Origin of the sequence: Arthrobacter sp. NA-172, from assembly GCF_043952055.1 — a bacterium.
In the GTDB taxonomy this organism is placed as follows: domain Bacteria; phylum Actinomycetota; class Actinomycetes; order Actinomycetales; family Micrococcaceae; genus Arthrobacter.
In genome coordinates this window covers 1,128,851-1,147,512 of record NZ_JBINOT010000003.1, presented here as the reverse complement: position 1 = coordinate 1,147,512, position 18,662 = coordinate 1,128,851, and the positions used below count along the sequence as shown (strand labels likewise).

Below are 18,662 nucleotides of genomic sequence, written 5' to 3'. Positions count from 1 at the left end.
TGCCTACCCTAGGGGGCTGTTCAGACACGTTTGGTATCGCGGCGGAACGCCATAGCGGCCCCGGCCACGAAGATCGCGAGCCAGGTGAGCACATTGACGATCCACGCCCAGTCGAACTCGCCGGTGATGGGACTCCGGGCCAATTGCCCGATCCCGTACGCAGGCGTGAACTTGGCGATGTTCCCGAAGGTCTCACCCATGATCTCGATCGGCATGAACAATCCACCGAGCATGGCAAGGATGGCGAGTGCCGGGCCGAGGATCTGCATGACGTTCTGGCTCGGCATCAGGTATCCGACGAACAAGCCGAGGGCAGCGAAGACCAGGGAACCCAGCCAAGCCACCAACCCGGCTGTCAGCCAGGTCTGGGCGTCCATCGTGACGCCTGCCAAGGCACCGATGACGAACTGGGCCACGACCGCAACGAGGGACAGCGTCAACGCTGCCATGGCTTTCACCGCGATATACGCACCTGGCAGGAGGGGCGTAAGGCGAAGCTGCCGGCTCCAGCCCTGCGCACGTTCCACCGCGACTTGGCTGCCGGCCCCGGTAGCAGCAGTCATCGCGGCATAGACCGTGAGGCTGATGAGGATGTACTGGCCGTACGTGTGTCCATTCGGCAGGAGCTTGTCCTTGTTGGACAAGCCGAAAATGAAAAAGAAGATGGCCGGCATGAACACCGTGAACATGATGGTCCGGCGGTTCCGGAGCATCCGCTTGATCTCGATCCAGAGGAACGTGCGGTTGACCCCGCCGGTGGACGGCTTCCGGTCCTGGACGACTGTTGCCGTGCTCATACGAGGTCTCCTTCAAGAGTGATGCTCGCGGATTCCGGCACGGCATCGTCTCCGGTGAGGGCCACGAACGCTTCCTCGAGGTTGTTGGCCGCCACCTCGACGTCGTGGGCTCCGGTGTTGTTCAGCAGGTATCGGACGACGGCGTCCGAGTCGCCCGTGCGGACGGTGAGGCGGCCGCCGTCGTACTCGACGCTTTCGGCGGGCGGCATCCCGGCCAGCAGCCCGCGCTCAGTCGCCGGAAGCGAGGCCTTGACGGTACGGCCGGAAGCAAGGTTCTTGATTTGGGCTGCCGTGCCGTCGGCGACGATGCTGCCCTGGCGGACGAGCGACAATCCGGTCAGCGTAGGCGTCTGCCTCTTCGAGGTAGTGGGTGGCGAAGATGACGGTCCGTCCGCGCATGGCATCGGCCCGGATGGCGCTCCAGAAGTCCCGGCGTCCGGCGACGTCCATACCGGTGGTGGGCTCGTCCAGCGATGAGCAGCCCGGGGTCGGAGACGAGCGCCATGGCGAAGCGGAGGCGCTGCTGCTGGCCGCCGGAGCACTTCTCCACTTTGCGGTCGGCGATCTCCAGGCTACCCGGCCCGGGCCAGGACTTCGTCCACAGGGCGGGAGGAATCGAACATGGCGGCGTTGAGCTGCACGGTCTCGCGGACGCTAATGTCCCGCAGTAAGCCGCCCGTCTGCATGACGGCTGCCACCTGGCCGCGGGCGATCGCTCCGCGGGGAGTGCGGCCGAAAATGGAAACGCTTCCCTGGTCGGGGCGCTCAATCCGAGGATCATGTCGATTGTGGTGGTCTTGCCGGCGCCGTTGGGCCCGAGGAACGCCACCACCTCCCCCGGCTGCACGGTCAAGTCCAGGCCGCGGACGGCGTGCACCTTCCCGAAACTCTTGTGCAGTCCGGCGGCGTGGACCGCCGGCACACTGGTTGTTGTCATGCTCGCTCCTTGGCGTTGGTTTGCTCCACTACCCATCTAAGCCTTGATTCAGGTCCAGTGCTTGGGGCGGGTGTCACCAATGCGGGATGACAAATGTCATGCGCCTCCGTGACTACCGGCGCTCAGCTTCCCTGCGTGCCCTCCTGGTCATCACGACGGCGGCAAGCTCACCGGTGTCCAACGACCCGAAGGCGTCCAGCGACTCAGGCGACGATTCAAGCTCGCGAAGGTGGCCGTCGTCGTCGGCTGGCCTTGATTCTGCGGCGCTGGCTGCGAGCCGCCGGGACCCCGTCGCCTTGACCACCAGCACGGCGATCAACGTGGTCACCGGAATGGCGAGTACCAAGCCGATGGAGCCCACCAGCGTGCGGATGACCTCCTCGGACAACTCCGCGCTGGTCAGGGCATCAACCAGCGGGCGGTCATAGAGCATGACAATGATCAGGATGGGCAATGCGGCCCCGGCGTAGGCGAAGGCGATGGTGTAAACCGTGGAGGCGATGTGGTCGCGGCCGATCCTCATGGCTGAGGTGAACAGCGTGCGGGCATTCGTGTCCGGCGCGAGTTCGTAAAGTTCCCACACGGCCGCGGACTGGGTAATGGTGACATCGTTCAGGACGCCGAGCCCGGAGATGATGAGCCCGCAGAGGATGATCCCGGAGAGGGAGATCTTGTCCGACATATTCACCAGCGTGGCGCCCTCGCTGCTTGCGATCCCGGTCAGGTTGGCCGCGTCCGTGGCCCAGGCCGCCAGGAGCGCGGTGATACTGAGCCCGAAGATGGTGCCCAGCAACGCAGTGGAGGTCCTTGCCGAGAATCCATGGGCGAAGTAGAGCACCCCCATCATGATCGCCGTCGAGCCCACCAAGGCCACGAGCAGCGGCGGCTTGCCCTCCACAAGTCCCGGCAGCATGAAGCTGACCAGCACCACATAGGCGCCGGCAAGGCCAAGCAGGGCCCTGAAGCCGCGCCAGCGGGCCACAGCGATGACCACCACCGCGTACAGGATCGCCAGAAGGGCCATGGGAACGGTGCGCACAAAGTCGAGGAAAACGTACGACGGCGAGCCGTTGCCTGCCGCGGCACCCTGCACTCCGGAGAGGTTCAGGTAGCGGATGCTGTCCCCCACCTTGACGCCGTGGGATTTGGCGACGTCCGGGTTGATGACCACTTTGACGGGACTACCGCCGTTGTCCGGCTGCGTGGACGCGAAGGTGCACTGGGAACCCTGCTGCGTGCCGCTGCTTTGGTTCGTGCCGGGAGCCTGGGTCCCCTGCGTGCAGCTTTCCTGGTGACGGCTTGGATCTTGCCGGTATCGAAAGTGACTCCCGGAGCCGCTGCGTAGGGGCTCGCGAACTTTATGCCATCCTTGCTCCCGGAAGGCCACAAGACGAGCATGGCGATGATCGTGAGCACAGCGATCGGTGCCAACACCGCCACCAGGATCCAGTTGGCCCGCTTGCGCGCGGCAAGCGCCCGCGGGCTTGGCTCGGAGTGCTCCGTGTGACCGTGTGAGTGACCGTGACCCATCAGCTGCAAAACCTCATGCCTACAACCCTACGTGGGGTAGCGCGGCCGCGTGCGATCGGCGCGGCGGCGTGCAGACCACGGCCCGTACCGGCGTTCAGGCGGGTTTGATGTTTTGGTTCACGTGGAAGAGGTTCCCGGGATCGTACTTGCTCTTGATGGTTTGCAGCCTCCCGTAGTTGACCCCGTAGTTCTCACTGATCCTGCCCTGGTCGTCACCGTCCATGAAGCCGATATAGCCTCCCGGCGAGGAATGCGGGCGCAATGCCGCGGCATAACTGCGGACCCAGTCGATATTCGCTTCGTTGTCTGCGGGGTCGTTCCACATGCACGCGATCACTGGAGAGAATTTGACCCCGCGGTTGACGAATGCAGTGTCCGTCTGCCCCACGCGCTGCACAGCACCGTCGATCGGATAGACATGGACAGACGTCTGCACGCTGGGCACTTTGCTGCCGTACTCAAGATGGGCCGCAATTGCGCCATCGTTGAGTTCGGAAAGGAAATCCGCTTTCCAGTAGGCCTGCATCCCTTTCGGAAGCAGCGGGTCGAATGCCGAGTTGAGTGCCGGGTACGGCAAGGGCCCCACCAGCGAACCCGCCACGGGTGCAACATCCAGGAACGGCTGCCAGCGGGCTGGTCCTTCGGAAGGATCACCGGTCCACATGCCGATGACCACGCAGACTGGTTTGCCGTGCCATTCCTCCGGCAGGAACGGTACGGGTGGCCCCTGGTGGAAGCCCACGAAGGCACCGAATTCCTCGGGGGCAGTGTCCATGTAGTCGCGGTAGAACTTCGCCACGGTGTCAGCATGCTCCATGCCGTAGATGATGATCGCCACGTGGACCATGTCGACTGGGTGCAGCTTGAATTCCAGCGACGTCACCACCCCGAAATTGCCTCCGCCTCCCCGCAACGCCCAGAAAAGATCCTCGTTTTGGGTTTCGCTGGCAGTCAGGAACTTGCCGTCTGCCGTCACCACGTCAGCGGAGATCAAATTGTCACAGGACAGGCCGTACTTGCGGCTAAGGTAGCCGATCCCGCCCCCAAGGGTCAGGCCGGCGATGCCGGTGGATCCCACAATGCCGCCGGTCGTCGCCAACCCGAATGCGTGGGTGGCGTGGTTGAAGTCCGCCCACGTTGTTCCAGCCTCGGCGCGGGCCGTCCTCGCTTCGGGGTCAACCCGGACTCCGGTGCGGTTGACGAAATCTATGACGAGGGCGTCGTCCCAGGGCCCGAAGCCAGGGCGCTGTGGCCGCCGCCGCGTATGGCCAAGGGAAGGGAATTGTCGCGGGCAAAGTTCACGCTAGCGATGACGTCCGCCACCTGGGCCACACGGACCACGCCTGCCGGATGTTTGTCGATCATCCCGTTATAGACGGCGCGGGCGGAATCGTAGTCAGGGTCATTTGGAGTGACGAGTTGCCCGCGGAGTTGCTCGCGCAGTCCGTCGAGCGCTGTTCCATTCATGGGGCTACCGCCGATTCTCTTAATGAGACCGGATTCTCCACCCGCCGCTGCCCCACCAGTCCAACGGCCGGGGCTTACGTCGTTAGGCCTACACCCAGGCCGCGGCGTCGTCAAGAGTTCTACGTTAGTCGCTGACTACCAGAGTGTCCGCGCCCCTGAGCTTCGCCTTGCCTACCTGAAGCAACGGATCGACGACGGCGCGCACGGCCGTCATGGAATCATCCACTTCAAGGAGCACCGGGTGTTGGTAGGCAATGAGCGCGAGCAGATCCCGAACGGCCTCGCGGGCCTCGTCATCCGTCAAACGCGGTTCGTGGCCCAGGAACACTTCCGAAGGCTCCTCGGAGCTGCCTTGGGCATAGCTGATGGCGAAGGCCTGCAGCTTGCCCTTGCGTGTAGCGGGAACGCCCGAGCCGAAAGCGCTGGCCTTCGGCGCACGCAGCACCAGCGCACCGTGCGCGCCGGTCAGATCGTCGAGGAACAACCGCTGCACCGCGGGGATGCCCAGTTCGCCCGGGGTGTCCCAGTGGTGCACGGCCGTGTAATACCGGCCGACGACGTCGCTCAGTTCCACGGATCCCGTGGCAAGGTCCTCCAGTTGCTCGGACGCAGCTTCCTCGGAACCATCGCCGAACACCGGGAGCCTCAGCGGCTCGGGATCCACCACTACGAGCTGCGAGCGCTGGATCGGAGCAAGTCCTGCCCACTCGGCGAAAGCGGCACCCGGCGTGCCGGGCTCCACCTTGCTGCGCAGCTTGTTGACGCCCGACGGCGACTGGCCGGCTTCGTTCCGCAGCATGGTCAGGAGCGTGGCCCCAATCCCGCTCCGGCGGTGATCCTTGGCAACCTCGATGTAGGCCCAGAGCCGTTCAGCGTGCAAGGACGCCTCGTGGACTACGCCCGCAGCAACCGGGATACCGATGCCGTCAACGACGTCTTCCGCCACAATGCACCGACGCCAGGGCTGGCCCTGACCGCCGTTGCTCGACGGCGCCAGCGCAGAGCGGAACTGCTGGGCCGGCAGGGTCTCCGGCCCGCCCCACATTTCCAGGAAGCGCGAGATCATCGCCCTCACGCCATTCGCGGTACTCGATGGACATCCCTAGGCGCCGATCAGGCGCGCGGCGAGGTAGCCCTCAACCTTGTCGAGGGAGACGCGTTCCTGGCTCATGGAGTCGCGCTCACGGATGGTGACGGCGTGGTCGTCGAGGGTGTCGAAGTCCACGGTGATGCAGAACGGCGTGCCGATCTCGTCCTGGCGACGGTAGCGGCGGCCAATGGCACCGGCGTCGTCGAAATCGATGTTCCAGTTCTTCCGCAACTGGGCGCCCAGGGCCTTTGCCTTCGGGGACAGGTCCTCGTTGCGGCTCAGAGGCAGCACAGCCGCCTTGACCGGGGCCAGGCGCGGGTCCAGCTTCAAGACAGTGCGGACGTCGACGCCGCCCTTGGCGTTGGGCGCCTCGTCCTCGGTGTACGCGTCGATCAGGAACGCCATGAAGGAGCGGGTCAGGCCGGCCGCGGGCTCAATCACGTAGGGGGTGTAGCGCTCGTTGGTGGCCTGGTTGAAGTAACTCAGGTCCGTACCCGATGCCTTGGCGTGGGTGGACAAGTCAAAGTCGGTGCGGTTGGCGATGCCTTCGAGCTCGCCCCACTCGGAACCCTGGAAACCGAAGCGGTATTCGATGTCCGTGGTGCCCTTGGAGTAGTGGCTGAGCTTGTCCAACGGGTGCTCGAAGAAGCGCAGGTTCTCTTCCTTGATGCCCAGGTCCGTGTACCAGGACATGCGTTCCTTCATCCAGTACTGGTGCCACTCTTCATCCGTGCCCGGCTCGACGAAGAACTCCATTTCCATCTGCTCGAACTCGCGGGTCCGGAAGATGAAGTTGCCCGGGGTGATCTCGTTGCGGAAGGACTTGCCGATCTGGCCGATGCCGAACGGCGGCTTCTTGCGCGAGGTAGTCAGCACGTTGCCGAAGTTGACGAAGATGCCCTGAGCGGTTTCCGGGCGGAGGTAGTGGAGGCCTTCTTCACTGGCAACGGGGCCGAGGAAGGTCTTGAGCAGGCCGGAAAATTCCTGCGGCTCGGTCCATTCACCACGGGTGCCGCAGTTGGCACAGGCGATGTCCTTGAGGCCGTTCTCAGCGGGACGGCCCTTCTTCTCCTCGAATTCTTCCAGGAGGTGGTCGGCGCGGTAGCGCTTGTGGCAGGAAAGGCACTCGACCAGCGGGTCCGAGAAAACCTCGACGTGTCCCGAAGCTTCCCATCCACCTGGCGGGGCAGGATCACGGAGGAGTCCAGGCCAACCACGTCCTCGCGGCCGCGGACCACGCTCTGCCACCACTGGCGCTTGATGTTTTCCTTCAACTCGGCACCCAGGGGCCGTAATCCCACGCAGAGCGCGAGCCCCCGTAGATTTCACCGGCCTGGAACACGAAGCCCCTCCGCTTGGAGAGGGAAATGACCTGATCGAGGACGGATTTTGCTGCCATGGGTACTCCAATGTCTACAGGGCCGCTGGGTGCGGTCCGCGGTTGTGCTGCTGAGGGAAAAGTCAGCAGGGGAAAAGTCATCAGGGGAAACGCTGTGCAGGAAGCTGCGTGTCCTAGCCTACCGGCCTTTGACGGTCCTGCCTCCGGTGCTGCCCTGCTTGCCTTGGGAACGACGCGACGCGAGAGCACCCTTCGGCCAAGGCAAGGTGGCCACGATAATGGCGGACAGCGTCAACAAGGTGCCAAGGACCGTGGGCACGGCGATGACCGTTCCGGGCCCGGGCAGCACCAGGTCCAGGGCGAGCGAACCGAGCAACTGCCCGGCAATCATCCCCAGACCGGTCACCAGCACACCGAGGCTCCGGACCAGCAAGGCAGCCAGGCCAATGAAGACGCAACCCATGGGGCCGCCCAGGGAGTACCACCATTCGCTGGGCAGGCCGTGGCCGGGGCCAGCCAGCAGCAGTTTGATGAGCCAGGCGATCCAAAGGATGACCGTGCCTGCCACGAAATTCACCAGCGTAGCGGCAATGGGGCTGCCATAGTGCACCGTGGCGGTTCCGTTCATGGCTTGCTGGAAACTCATCAAGCAGCCCGCCACGACAGGAAGCAGGATCGGGAGAAGCAAGGATCCGACGTCGGCTGCGGCACCCAGGCGCGGAGAGACGGCCCATACGACGGCGGCAATCGTCAGGACACTGCCGAGGATCCGCAATCCTGTGATGGAGCGTTTGCCGCCGGGCCCGATCCCGAGCCGGTCCACCAGCAGCCCGCTGAGCGTCTGCCCGGTCACCGCGGCGACCGTGAACAGCGCCACCCCCAGAAGGCCAACGGTGAACGATTGGGCAAACACGAAAAGGGCGCCGATGCCACCGGCCAGGACATAGAACCGCGGGAAGCTCCGCTCCTTGAGGGCGGGCACAATCCGTCGCAAAGCAGCCCGGCCTTTCGGCAGCGCCAGGCCGATCGCGGCGATCAGTACCAGCCCGGTGGTGAAGCTCACGACGGCGGCCGCGATGCCGTCGTCGAGCGTGGCCCCCAGCGCACCGTTGATCCGGCCCTGAAGCGGAATCACGAGTCCAGTGGCCACGGCAAGCAACAGTCCGGTGAGCAAGGGCAACGGAGTACGGGAGGGATTTCCAGGCACGGGGCGGGACGACTGCGGCATTTTCACCACCTTACTTCAGGCATCATTGCTTGTATGAGCAACCCGGAATTCGAAGAGGTCCCCATCCGCGACGACATGATCCGTCTTGGCCAGCTCCTGAAGCTCGCCAATCTGGTGGAGGACGGCGTGGAAGCCACGGAACTCATCAAGAACGGCCTGGTCAAAGTCAACGGTGAGATCGACGATCGACGCGGCCGTCAACTCCATGTAGGCGACACCGTGACCGTCAACGGACAGACCGTGCGGGTCACCCAGGATTCCTAGCCAACGCGGGGTCACTTACGGCCCATTCTGAGGCACTTAATGGGCCGTAAGTGACCCCGCGTTGGCTTCAGACGGACTTGAGGACCTTGTGTTCCAGGAATTCGCCCACGTGGCCGATTTCCTGCTGGTTGATGCCGTGCCACATCCCCGTATAGAGCACCTTGGTGAGGTCCGTATGCTTTCGTACCCACTCCATGGTGAATTCGATCTTGTCCGGGGTAATGACAGGATCCTGCTGGTCCCGCCCCCAGAAGAACGGCACGGAACCGTCCAGTTCGGCGTCCCGGAAGCTCGGATCGGCATCGGCGTCGACCGCGAAGCCTGAGAGCCCGACGACGGCGTCAAAGTCCGCCGGCCGCTGGCGGAGCAACGATGTGGCCATGGCCATGCCCATGGAGAAGCCGAGGAGCGTCACCGAGCTGTGGTTGGCCTTGAGCGAATCCAACCAGGAGAACACATACTCCGCCGCGGCCTTGACGGCGTCGAGCGAGTAGTCGATGGACGCCGTGAGCGGGAACCACGTGAAGCCTGGCCCCGTGGCGATCGGCGCACGGAGCGAGGCGACAGCGAATTCCGCGGGCAGCAGGCCGGCAAGGCTGAAAAGGTCTTGCTCGTTGGACCCGTAACCGTGCAATAGCACCAGCAAGGGCTTTCCAGCCCGTTCCTCTTCTTCGTGGGACCACAACACGACGTGGTCGGGAAAGCCGGGAGCAGGAACGGAGGAAGCTTGACTCATGGGACTATTCTTACAGTTACCCACGGGTAACAAGGTACGGGCGCGTAGCTTGCACCAAGAGGCAGGACATGAACGTGATTGACGCTGGTTCCGCAGAGCAGCCAAGTTCGGATGGACCGATACATCCTTGGACCCGCTACGTCGCATTGGGTGATTCGTTTACGGAAGGCATCGGGGACCCCGAGCCCAACAGCCCCGGCGGCCATCGCGGCTGGGCAGACCGCGTGGCGGAGGAATTGAGCCGCGGGCACCGGGATTTCGCCTACGCCAACCTGGCCATCCGGGGCCGCCTGCTGCAGCAAATCCTGGACGAGCAGCTTGGTCCGTGCATGGACCTCAAGCCGGATCTCGTGAGCATCTCCGCAGGCGGCAACGACCTCATCCGTCCCGGTGGCGATCCCGATGTGCTTGCCGAGAAACTCGATTCCGCCGTCCAGACCTTGAGTTCCGAAGGCGCCACCGTTGTCCTGTTCAATGGCCCGGATACCTCGTCATCGGTACTCGGCCGGATCCGCGGGAAAGTAGCCATCTACAACGAGAACCTGCGCACCGTGGCCGCCCGTCACGATGCCGTGGTGGCGGATATGTGGTCCTTACGCCAGCTTTCCAACTCCCAGATGTGGGACGAAGACCGCCTTCATTTTTCGCCGCTTGGCCATCACACCATCGCCGCGATGGTCCTCGATTCACTCAACGTTCCGCATAGCCTCGAGCCGCTCTTCCCCAAGCCACTACCGCAGCGCAGTTGGCGCCAAGCACGGTCCAGCGACCTTGTCTGGGCACGGGCATATTTTGTCCCGTGGGTCATCCGCCGGGTCCGGCACCAATCCTCTGGCGACGGAATCTTGCCAAAACGCCCGACGCCGGGTCCCGTCTTCGGTCCGGCAGACACCATCCTGCCGCGGGGCTGACGGACCCGCCTCTCTCAGGGAGCGGGACTAAGCTGAAGGAGACAGGGAGGCCCGCACCATGAACAATCTGATCTTCTGGATCATCGTCTGCTCCTGGCTGATTCCCATGGGTATCCGCATGTACAACCGATCGCGCCAGCGCCAGATCAAAAACGGCGATGACGGGAACTACCCGGGAAACCCGCCAGGCCCATACAACCCAGGCCAATACCCGCCCGGACGCTACGATCCGAGGCCCTACGACCCGAGCCAGTACAGCGACCAGCACTCCCCCGGGCAACCGTATCCGCCGCAGAACTATCCCGCCCAGTCATACCCGCCGCAGCCTCCGGTAATCATCCCGGCTGAGCCTCAGCCTCCAGTGGCGACTCCCGCACCGCAGGCTGCCCCGCCGTCGTCGTCCGCTTCCCAGGCCGACGCCGCGCCCCATGGCTTCCGGGCGCGGAAGCTGGCTGAACTGGACCAGCAGTACAGCGACGGGAAAATCGCCATGGAGGAGTACATGAAGCTCCGTCAGGAGATCATGAACGGCTGATTCAGGCGAAAAAGGCCTCGCACAGTTGGGGGCCAAGCTGGCCGATCTCGGTGAGGAAACCGTCGTGCCCGATGGGCGCCTCGATCACGTGAACCGTCACCTCGCCGGGCAAAGCCTCGGCCAACTCTCGGGATTGTTCCGGAAAATAGAGCCGGTCCGAGTCCACTGCGGCCAGGAAGAACTTCGCCGTCACCACGGACAGCGCTTCCTTCAGCGTTCCCCGCCCGCGGGTGATGTCGTGGCTCATGAGGGCCTCTGTGATGGCGATGTAGCTGTTGGCGTCAAAGCGCTGAACCAGCTTGTTTCCCTGGTGGTCAAGATAGCTCTCCACTTGGTAGCGGCCCCGGCGGTCCAGCCGGGCAGCCTCGAGAGGGGCCTCGCTCCCCTGGGCGTTCCGGCCGAAGCGGAAGTCCAGTTCATCTGCGGATCGGTACGTGATGTGGGCAATCCGCCGGGCGAGCGCCAACCCGGCTTCAGGCGCCGCCTTCCCGTAGTAATCGCCGCCGTTGAAGTTCGCGTCCTGGCGGATGGCCAGCGTTTGGGCCTGGGCGAACGCAATCTGCTCGGCGGTACTGGACGGCCCGATCGAAATCGCGGCACATCGCTTCACGCGGTCCGGATAGATGACGGCCCACTCCAAGGCCCGCGCACCGCCCATGGACCCGCCCACCACCGTGTGCCAGCTGCGGATCCCCAGGGCGTCCGCGAGCCGCGCTTCGGCGACGGTACTGTCCCGCAACGTCACCAACGGGAAACGCGAACCCCACGGTTTGCCATCAGGCGCGCACGACGACGGCCCGGTACTTCCGTAGCAGCCCCCCACGATGTTGACGGAAACCACGAAATAGCGGTCCGTATCGATCGTTCCGCCGGGGCCAACGAGTTGCTCCCACCAGCCTTCTTCGTCGCTCTCGCCGCGGGCCACATGCGTGCTGCCCGTCAGGGCGTGTTCCACGAGGACGGCGTTGGAGGCATCAGCGTTGAGCTGCCCCCACGTCTCGTATGCAAGGACGACATCCGGGAGAAAACCTCCGGCCTCGAGGTCGATTCCACCGACGGAAGCATACTTGACGGTCCCGTCCTGGGTACCGGAAACGGGTACGGCTGTTGCAGCAATTGTCATTCGTTGACACCTCACATCGCGCTTGCCCGCCGCCAACAAAGCGAAGGGCCAGGGTCTTCACCCGGGGCACCCCACCGCGAAAGGAGGGTTGCCGGCCAGCAAGCCGGGGCTGTCACTGGCACTCATGACCTCATACCAAGAGTCTAGGAAAACCGGACCCCATCTGGCGAAGATTATGACATCTATGTGACACTTTGCCGCGGTTTGTTCGCGCAGCAGGGCTTCCGAAGACCGGTGGCCGAAGAGACGCATGATGCAGGTGTGACTGGATATAATTGGGCACAGCAGTCAGCACGTTCTCATGCATCCGCCGATGCGACGCGCCACAGGAAGAGATTCAGCTCTTGAAAAAGCCATTCGGCCTCGTGCCGGTAGCCCTGTTCTTGCTCATATCGGGTTTCAGCGTTGGAACCCCTCTCCCGGCCCACGCCGACGCTAGTCCGGCAGCGGGCGAGGACCGATACGTGGTCCACTACGCCGAAGGCACGGACGTTGCCGGCAAGACCGCGGAGCTGCGCTCGCAGGGAGTTGCGGTGGACAAGACGTTCACGCATGCCGTGAAGGCCGCAGTCGTCACGGCGACCCCCGCGAAGGCCGCTGCGTTGGCGAAATCGGGCCAGGTGGCGTCGGTCGAGCGGGACACCCCGGTTCGAACCTCAGACACCCAGCAGAACGCCCCGTGGGGTCTTGATCGAACGGACCAAAGGACTCTTCCGTTATCGGGAACCTACACGCCGCCCTCAAGCGGCGCGGGAGTTTCGATCTACGTAGTGGACAACGGGGTACTTGGCAGCCACCAGGACTTCGGCGGCAGGGTGACCGCCGGATGGAGCGCTTTCTCGGGCGAACCTGCCACCGCTCCTTGCTCCGATCCGGCAATCCAGGACGCTGGCCACGGGACGCATGTAGCTGGAATCGCAGCGGGAAGCACCTATGGAATGGCCAAAGCTGCAACGATTGTGCCTGTGCGCGTTCTCGCTTGCGATGGCACGGGATACGCCTCGGATGTCATAGCCGGCCTGGACTGGATGGTGCAACAACACCAGGCCGGCCAGCCCGCCGTCGCCAACCTCAGCCTCTCGGGCGCCGCAAACCAGAGCCTTGACGATGCAGTTCAAGGAGCCATCAATAACGGCATTTCCGTCACCCTGGCCGCGGGAAATTCGAGCACGGATGCCTGCACGCTGTCCCCCAGCCGGGTTCCGGCGGCCCTCACCGTGGCCGCCAGCGACGAATTCGACAACCAGGCTTCCTTCTCCAACTTTGGTTCCTGCGTAGACCTTTACGCGCCGGGTGTTCACATCACGTCCGACTGGGCCACGTCAAATACGGCGACGGCTGTCCTCAATGGCACCTCGATGGCCTCACCCCACGTGGCAGGAGCTGCCGCGATGCTCCTCGCCCTGCATCCATCGTGGAGCCCCGCGCAGGTCTCGGCGACGTTGACTGTCGGCGCAACAGCCGGAATAGTCCAGTCGACCGGAAACTGTATGCCCAACCGGCTGCTTTACGTCAGCGCGTCGCTCTTCTCTCCCTCACAAGACCCTTTGGGCGGTTTTGCGGCCACCACCCCTTGCAGGCAGCTTGACACACGGGACGGGACCGGAGGGGTCAAGGGACCGGTCGCCCCCGGACAAACCATCAGCGTCAAGGTTGCCGGACGCGGCGCCCTCCCGGCCACCGGTGTTTCCGCGGTGGCGATGAACATCACGGTGGCCAACCCGACGTCGAACGGCTTCATCACCGCGTACGCAGGCGGAACCAATCGACCAGCGACGTCTAACCTGAATTTTGCTCCCGGGCAGATCGTTCCGAATTTCGCGATCACGCCGGTGGGGTCCGACGGAACGATTTCCTTCACGAATAGCTCCAACGGCACGGTCCAACTCATCGCCGACGTCACCGGTTACTACCTCACCCCCGGCGCATCACCCGCCCCCGGAGCTTTTTCCGCCCAGGCGCCGTTCAGGCAACTGGATACCCGCGACGGCACTGGCGGGGTCGGCGGCCCTGTTGCGCCCGGTCACACCATCACGGTCCGTGTCACCGGGAGGGGTGGTGTTCCCTCTTCTGGTGTTTCCGCCGTCGCGATGAACATCACGGTGGCCAATCCGTCGTCGTTTGGCTTCATCACCGCCTACGCGGGCGGGACTCCGCGGCCGAACGCCTCGAACGTGAACTACGCGACGGGACAGATCGTCCCGAACTTCGCCATTACGCCGGTCGCTCCCGACGGGACCATTTCATTCACGAACACCTCCGACGGAACCGTCCAGATCATTGCCGATACCTCGGGCTATTACCTTGCGGGCACACCGTCAACGGCCGGGGCGTTCTCCGCCCAGGCACCGTTCAGGCAACTGGATACCCGTGACGGAACCGGCGGGGTCGGCGGCCCTGTTGCGCCGGGGCAGACCATCAACGTGAAGGTCACGGGGCGCGGCGGCATCCCGGCTTCGGGTGTTTCCGCGGTGGCGATGAACATCACGGTCGCCAACCCCTCCTCGTTCGGCTTTATCACCGCGTACGCCGGGGGAACCCCGCAACCGGGCACCTCAAACGTAAATTACGCGAACGGGCAGATCATCCCCAACTTCGCCATCACCCCGGTGGCCGCCAACGGAACGATCTCCTTCACCAACAACTCCAACGGCACTGTGCAGCTCATCGCGGACACCTCCGGCTACTTCCTCGCCGGTTAACCGTCAGGAGGCGCCCTTGGCCATCAAGGGCGCCTCCTGACTACTGCTTGAGGGTCCTAGGAACTCTTGGCCGCCCGGAATCCTGACTCGAGGTCCGCGAGGATGTCGTCGATGTGTTCTATCCCGACAGACAGGCGCACCAGCCCGGGAGTTACCCCTGCCACGAGTTGCTGTTCAGGCGTCAACTGGCTGTGCGTGGTGGACGCGGGATGGATGACCAAGGACCGGACGTCCCCAATGTTTGCCACATGGGAGTGCAGTTCCAGGGCGTCCACGAAGCGTTTGCCGGCGTCGATCCCGCCACTGATGTTGAACGACACGACCGCCCCGGTGCCCTTGGGGCCGTACTTCCGGCCGCGCTCGAACCACGGGCTGGAAGGCAGGCCCGCATACGCGACGGATTCGACGTCGTCCCGGGCTTCGAGCCAATGCGCCACTTTGGTGGCGTTCTCCACGTGACGCTCCACCCGCAGGCTCAGCGTCTCGATTCCTTGGGAGATCAGGAAAGCGTTGAACGGGGAAACAGCAGAGCCGAGGTCACGCAGGAGCTGAACCCTGGCCTTGAGGATGTAGGAAAGGTTGGCGCCGAGGGCACCGTCCTTGCCCAGGTCGCGGGCATAGACCAGGCCGTTGTAGCTGGGGTCCGGGGTGTTGAAGTTCGGGAAGCGCCCGGGGTCCTTGCTGAAATCGAAGTTGCCGGAGTCCACGATTACCCCTGCAATGGCGGACCCATGGCCGCCCAGGTACTTGGTTGCCGAGTGCACCACGATGTCGGCGCCCCACTCAATGGGGCGGATCAGGTATGGCGTCGCCAGGGTGTTGTCGACGACGAGCGGGACTCCGGCCTCGTGGGCAGTCCTGGAGACGCCCTCGATGTCCAGTACGTCTTGACGCGGGTTGGACACGACTTCGGCGAAGAACAGCTTGGTGTTTGGCTGGACCGCGTCCCGCCACTGCTCAAGGTTGTCCGGGTCTTCGACGAAGGTCACGGAGATGCCGAATTTCTTCAGCGTGTGGGCCAACAGGTTGTAGGTCCCTCCGTAAAGGCTCGGGCTGGCGACCACGTGGTCACCGGCCTCGGCGACGTTGAGGATGGCGAACGTCTCGGCGGCTTGGCCGGAGCTCAGAAGGAGGGCTGCCAATCCGCCCTCGAGGCTCGCCACACGCTGTTCCACGGCGTCCTGCGTGGGGTTGCCGATCCGCGTATAGATGGGGGCCAGTTCGGTCAGCGCAAAACGGTTGGCTGCGCTTTCCGCGCTGGGAAAAACGAACGACGTGGTCTGGTAGATGGGGAGCGCCCGGGCGCCGGTGGCGATGTCCGGCTCCTGGCCGGCGTGGATTTGGCGCGTTTCGAATGACCATCCTTGGGACATGCGGACTCCTGGTTTCTCGGGGCTCGGCGGGATTCAGCCTGCCGGGCTGAAGTGTTCTGCCTTGCTGGTGTTCGGTTGCCGTCAGTCTAGGGACGGCATGGCATGCTCCGGAAGCTTTGTGACGAACGCAGAAGTTTTCGGTCTTCGGGCGTCTTGAAGGGACTTCGAGCCGTCATTTCGGCACATCCCACGTTAGTTAGGCATGACTTAGCTGAGAGGTCCATCACAAAGTGCCAAGATGAAGCCATGCGCATGGATCACGTCTCTTACGCTTGTGAACGAGATGGCCTCTTGGCCACCACCGAGCGGATTTCCGCAGCACTGGGAGTGGACGCAGTCCGGGGCGGAGTGCACCCGCGCTTCGGTACCCGGAACATGATCATTCCCCTTGCTGACCACAAATCCCTGGAAGTTGTTGAGGTCCTGGACCACCCGGCTTCCGACAAGGCACCTTTTGGACAAGCCGTCCGTGCCCGCTCCGCCGCAGGAGGTGGCTGGATGGGCTGGTGCGTCGCTGTTGACGACCTAAGCCCGTTCGAACAACGGCTCGGACGGGCCGCTGTCCCCGGCAACCGCAAGTTCCCGGACGGTCGCGAACTCGTCTGGCAGCAGATCGGCATCCTGGGACTCATCGCTGATCCCCAGGTCCCCTACCTGCTCCGCTGGGAGGGCGACCCCGCGCTCCACCCGTCCCTCGTCTACCCAAGCGACGTGAAGATGTCCAGCCTCACCATTGCCGGCTCTGCTGAGCGCGTCACGGAGTGGCTCGGAGAACCTGTGGAGAAGCCGCTGGAGGATGTTGCAGTCCAATGGATGGCTCCGCACGGAACTCCGGGAATCATGTCCGTCACGTTTGAAACCACAAACGGAGCCGTCACTATCTGACGGACCATCGGCCAGGAGAGCCCGGAAAACTTCGGCCGCCATCTGCGGGTGCCAATGACGTCACCTGCAATGGCGGCCGAATCCTTTTAACCTGCAATCCGGCGGGAGTGTGGCGTCCGGCAGCATGCGTCTAAGCGAGGAACGAGCGAGCATGCAGAGGACGGCGCATTTCCGCCGCACCCTTACCCCAGCCCGATTGCCTTGCCGAACACGCTGAAGCCGACGAACGCCACGATATCCAGCAGTGCGTGCGCCACCACGAGCGGCATGACGCGTTTGGTCAGTGGTGTAGATCCAGCCGAACACCAGGCCCATGACCGCGTTACCGATGAAGGGACCGAATCCCTGGTAAAGGTGGTAGCTTCCCCGCAGCAGTGCGCTGATCACGATTGCCAAAGGGGTGCTCCATCCGAACTTCCTGAAGCGGTCCAAGAGGTAGCCCACCACGATGACTTCTTCGACGATCGCGTGCCGCACGGCTGACAGGATCAACACCGGCACTGTCCACCAATAGGAGTCGAGTCCGCTGGGAATGATCGCCGTGGTGATTCCCAAAGCACGGCCGGCCGCGTAGAGGCCCAGCGACGGGATGCCGATCAGCGCGAAGAGGCCTAGTCCCTGCAACGCATCACGGCCCGGGCGGGAAAAGTTGAAGCCCAACCGGGTGAAACCCGAGGGACTCTCCGCGGTTTGGCGGTGCAACGAGAGGAAGTAGAACACCAGCACCACGGGGACCAGCGCGAAAGCAATATCCAGGAGTTGGTACGTGAGATCGAAGTACTCGCGGCTGTTTTGGGAGCGGTTAAGGGTAGAGGTTGCGTGAGCCAATGGTCCCTGCGTCAACTTGTCCAAAAGTTGCACCACGGAGTAGACAGCCGATTGGCCGAGCGAGAGGCCAAGGACAATGAGTACTTCGGCGCGCACCCGGCGCGTTGAGGCTAGGAGCATGCTCCTATCTTGCCCGTATTTGGCTGATGATTTCCCGGAAACCCGATTCCCGGCGTCGGCAGCAAGGCGTGCACGGCATCGCGGAGCGGCTGACCCTAAGCTTGGTGGGATGAGCGCCCCAGCACGAATCTTCATGATCCGGCACGGCCAATCCGCCGCCAATGCCGATACTTCCATTTACAACCGTGTGCCCGATTACCGCATCCCGCTCACGGAGCTGGGCATCGAACAGGCCCGGACCGCCGGTGAGGAACTGCGCAGGAAGCTCGACGGCGAGCCGGTGTGCGTCTACGTCTCGCCGTATCTTCGGGCATACCAAACCCTGGAGGCACTGAATCTGGGCAGCTTGACGGAACGGGTGATCGAAGAACCCCGCCTGCGCGAACAAGACTGGGCCAACTTCCAGATTGCCGGAGATATCAGTGACCAAAAGGAGCTCCGCAACCTCTACGGGCACTTCTTCTACCGGTTTCGCGAGGGCGAATCAGGCTCCGATGTCTACGACCGGATTTCGTCCTTCATGGAAACGCTGTACCGGCATTGGGAAAAACCGGACTACGCACGAAATACCCTGTTGGTGACCCACGGCCTCACGATGCGCCTGTTCTGCATGCGTTGGTTCCATTGGTCGGTGGAATACTTCGAGTCCCTCAACAATCCGGGCAACGCCGCGCTCCGGACCCTGCTCCGCAACGACCAGGGCAAGTACGATCTTGATACTCCGTTCAGCCAGTGGGTTGAGCGCAGCACGGACGAAACCGTACTGGACGCTCCTCCGATGATTTTCTGAGCGGAGC

General features: G+C 63.6%; 14 protein-coding genes, 5 pseudogenes and 1 riboswitch. Of the genes and pseudogenes, 7 read left to right on the top strand and 12 right to left on the bottom strand.

What is annotated here, in order from left to right; translation table 11 throughout:
- Positions 1-20: 20 nt before the first annotated feature.
- From ACF0H6_RS19455 to ACF0H6_RS19445, 3 genes and pseudogenes are all read right to left on the bottom strand, one after another.
- A complete protein-coding gene (locus ACF0H6_RS19455; protein ID WP_395251090.1) occupies positions 21-797 on the bottom strand; it encodes an ABC transporter permease in 777 nt (258 codons plus the stop codon).
- Positions 794-1,734, bottom strand: a pseudogene (locus ACF0H6_RS19450) (ABC transporter ATP-binding protein). Before ACF0H6_RS19450 ends, ACF0H6_RS19455 begins: the two are co-directional and overlap by 4 nt.
- Positions 1,735-1,846: 112 nt before the next feature.
- A pseudogene (locus ACF0H6_RS19445) lies at positions 1,847-3,132 on the bottom strand (YibE/F family protein).
- Here ACF0H6_RS19445 and ACF0H6_RS19440 point away from each other — a divergent pair.
- Positions 3,095-3,241: a hypothetical protein gene (locus tag ACF0H6_RS19440; protein ID WP_395251384.1), complete on the top strand. Its 147-nt coding sequence runs from the start codon at positions 3,095-3,097 to the stop codon at positions 3,239-3,241. The pseudogene ACF0H6_RS19445 and the gene ACF0H6_RS19440 sit on opposite strands and share 38 nt — an antisense overlap.
- A gap of 117 nt (positions 3,242-3,358) precedes the next feature.
- Here ACF0H6_RS19440 and ACF0H6_RS19435 read toward each other — a convergent pair whose 3' ends face one another.
- From ACF0H6_RS19435 to ACF0H6_RS19415, 5 genes and pseudogenes are all read right to left on the bottom strand, one after another.
- Positions 3,359-4,474, bottom strand: a complete 1,116-nt coding sequence (locus ACF0H6_RS19435) for an FAD-binding oxidoreductase (protein ID WP_395251366.1) — start codon at positions 4,472-4,474, stop codon at positions 3,359-3,361.
- The gene (locus ACF0H6_RS19430; RefSeq protein ID WP_395251089.1) at positions 4,471-4,731 is read right to left on the bottom strand and encodes an FAD-binding protein; all 261 of its coding nucleotides are present in this window, start codon (positions 4,729-4,731) and stop codon (positions 4,471-4,473) included. Before ACF0H6_RS19430 ends, ACF0H6_RS19435 begins: the two co-directional genes overlap by 4 nt.
- 124 nt (positions 4,732-4,855) lie before the next feature.
- Positions 4,856-5,831 (bottom strand): annotated as a pseudogene (locus ACF0H6_RS19425) (GNAT family N-acetyltransferase).
- A gap of 2 nt (positions 5,832-5,833) precedes the next feature.
- Positions 5,834-7,220, bottom strand: a pseudogene (locus ACF0H6_RS19420) (glycine--tRNA ligase).
- Positions 7,221-7,338: 118 nt separating this feature from the next.
- On the bottom strand, positions 7,339-8,388 hold the full coding sequence (locus ACF0H6_RS19415; protein WP_395251088.1) for a DMT family transporter: 1,050 nt from the start codon (positions 8,386-8,388) through the stop codon (positions 7,339-7,341).
- Positions 8,389-8,421: 33 nt separating this feature from the next.
- On the opposite strand from ACF0H6_RS19415, the gene ACF0H6_RS19410 reads away from it, so the two are divergent.
- The gene (locus ACF0H6_RS19410; protein WP_395251087.1) at positions 8,422-8,652 is read left to right on the top strand and encodes an RNA-binding S4 domain-containing protein; all 231 of its coding nucleotides are present in this window, start codon (positions 8,422-8,424) and stop codon (positions 8,650-8,652) included.
- A 67-nt stretch (positions 8,653-8,719) separates the two neighbouring features.
- Here ACF0H6_RS19410 and ACF0H6_RS19405 read toward each other — a convergent pair whose 3' ends face one another.
- Complete coding sequence (locus ACF0H6_RS19405; protein ID WP_395251086.1) at positions 8,720-9,388, bottom strand: alpha/beta hydrolase; 669 nt, start codon at positions 9,386-9,388, stop codon at positions 8,720-8,722.
- Between the two features lie 68 nt (positions 9,389-9,456).
- On the opposite strand from ACF0H6_RS19405, the gene ACF0H6_RS19400 reads away from it, so the two are divergent.
- Both ACF0H6_RS19400 and ACF0H6_RS19395 read left to right on the top strand, forming a co-directional pair.
- Positions 9,457-10,299 (top strand): SGNH/GDSL hydrolase family protein, encoded by an 843-nt coding sequence (locus ACF0H6_RS19400; protein ID WP_395251085.1) that lies wholly within the window; start codon positions 9,457-9,459, stop codon positions 10,297-10,299.
- A gap of 58 nt (positions 10,300-10,357) precedes the next feature.
- Positions 10,358-10,834: a hypothetical protein gene (locus ACF0H6_RS19395; protein ID WP_395251084.1), complete on the top strand. Its 477-nt coding sequence runs from the start codon at positions 10,358-10,360 to the stop codon at positions 10,832-10,834.
- Position 10,835: 1 nt separating this feature from the next.
- On the opposite strand, the gene ACF0H6_RS19390 is transcribed toward ACF0H6_RS19395, so the two are convergent.
- The gene (locus ACF0H6_RS19390) at positions 10,836-11,957 is read right to left on the bottom strand and encodes a homoserine O-acetyltransferase (RefSeq protein ID WP_395251083.1); all 1,122 of its coding nucleotides are present in this window, start codon (positions 11,955-11,957) and stop codon (positions 10,836-10,838) included.
- A gap of 13 nt (positions 11,958-11,970) precedes the next feature.
- A riboswitch (SAM riboswitch) is annotated at positions 11,971-12,087 on the bottom strand.
- 214 nt (positions 12,088-12,301) lie between these two features.
- Here ACF0H6_RS19390 and ACF0H6_RS19385 point away from each other — a divergent pair.
- The gene (locus tag ACF0H6_RS19385; protein WP_395251082.1) at positions 12,302-14,659 is read left to right on the top strand and encodes a S8 family peptidase; all 2,358 of its coding nucleotides are present in this window, start codon (positions 12,302-12,304) and stop codon (positions 14,657-14,659) included.
- Positions 14,660-14,715: 56 nt separating this feature from the next.
- Here ACF0H6_RS19385 and ACF0H6_RS19380 read toward each other — a convergent pair whose 3' ends face one another.
- Positions 14,716-16,032 carry a bifunctional o-acetylhomoserine/o-acetylserine sulfhydrylase gene (locus ACF0H6_RS19380; protein ID WP_395251081.1) on the bottom strand — a complete coding sequence of 439 codons (1,317 nt, stop codon included), beginning with the start codon at positions 16,030-16,032 and terminating at the stop codon, positions 14,716-14,718.
- Between the two features lie 246 nt (positions 16,033-16,278).
- Between ACF0H6_RS19380 and ACF0H6_RS19375 the strand changes: the two genes are divergently transcribed.
- On the top strand, positions 16,279-16,917 hold the full coding sequence (locus ACF0H6_RS19375; RefSeq protein WP_395251080.1) for a VOC family protein: 639 nt from the start codon (positions 16,279-16,281) through the stop codon (positions 16,915-16,917).
- A 182-nt stretch (positions 16,918-17,099) separates the two neighbouring features.
- Here ACF0H6_RS19375 and ACF0H6_RS19370 read toward each other — a convergent pair.
- Positions 17,100-17,865, bottom strand: a pseudogene (locus ACF0H6_RS19370) (CPBP family intramembrane glutamic endopeptidase).
- Between the two features lie 109 nt (positions 17,866-17,974).
- Between ACF0H6_RS19370 and ACF0H6_RS19365 the strand changes: the two are divergent.
- The gene (locus ACF0H6_RS19365) at positions 17,975-18,655 is read left to right on the top strand and encodes a histidine phosphatase family protein (RefSeq protein WP_395251079.1); all 681 of its coding nucleotides are present in this window, start codon (positions 17,975-17,977) and stop codon (positions 18,653-18,655) included.
- Positions 18,656-18,662: the final 7 nt, after the last annotated feature.

Coding starts and splice junctions, on each gene's coding strand:
- ACF0H6_RS19410 (WP_395251087.1), top strand. CDS start 8,422: ATGAGCAACCCGGAATTCGAAGAGGTCCCCATCCGCGACGACATGATC.
- ACF0H6_RS19455 (WP_395251090.1), bottom strand. CDS start 797: ATGAGCACGGCAACAGTCGTCCAGGACCGGAAGCCGTCCACCGGCGGG.
- ACF0H6_RS19365 (WP_395251079.1), top strand. CDS start 17,975: ATGAGCGCCCCAGCACGAATCTTCATGATCCGGCACGGCCAATCCGCC.
- ACF0H6_RS19380 (WP_395251081.1), bottom strand. CDS start 16,032: ATGTCCCAAGGATGGTCATTCGAAACGCGCCAAATCCACGCCGGCCAG.
- ACF0H6_RS19440 (WP_395251384.1), top strand. CDS start 3,095: ATGCCATCCTTGCTCCCGGAAGGCCACAAGACGAGCATGGCGATGATC.
- ACF0H6_RS19375 (WP_395251080.1), top strand. CDS start 16,279: ATGCGCATGGATCACGTCTCTTACGCTTGTGAACGAGATGGCCTCTTG.
- ACF0H6_RS19390 (WP_395251083.1), bottom strand. CDS start 11,957: ATGACAATTGCTGCAACAGCCGTACCCGTTTCCGGTACCCAGGACGGG.
- ACF0H6_RS19415 (WP_395251088.1), bottom strand. CDS start 8,388: ATGCCGCAGTCGTCCCGCCCCGTGCCTGGAAATCCCTCCCGTACTCCG.
- ACF0H6_RS19405 (WP_395251086.1), bottom strand. CDS start 9,388: ATGAGTCAAGCTTCCTCCGTTCCTGCTCCCGGCTTTCCCGACCACGTC.
- ACF0H6_RS19395 (WP_395251084.1), top strand. CDS start 10,358: ATGAACAATCTGATCTTCTGGATCATCGTCTGCTCCTGGCTGATTCCC.
- ACF0H6_RS19400 (WP_395251085.1), top strand. CDS start 9,457: ATGAACGTGATTGACGCTGGTTCCGCAGAGCAGCCAAGTTCGGATGGA.
- ACF0H6_RS19430 (WP_395251089.1), bottom strand. CDS start 4,731: ATGAATGGAACAGCGCTCGACGGACTGCGCGAGCAACTCCGCGGGCAA.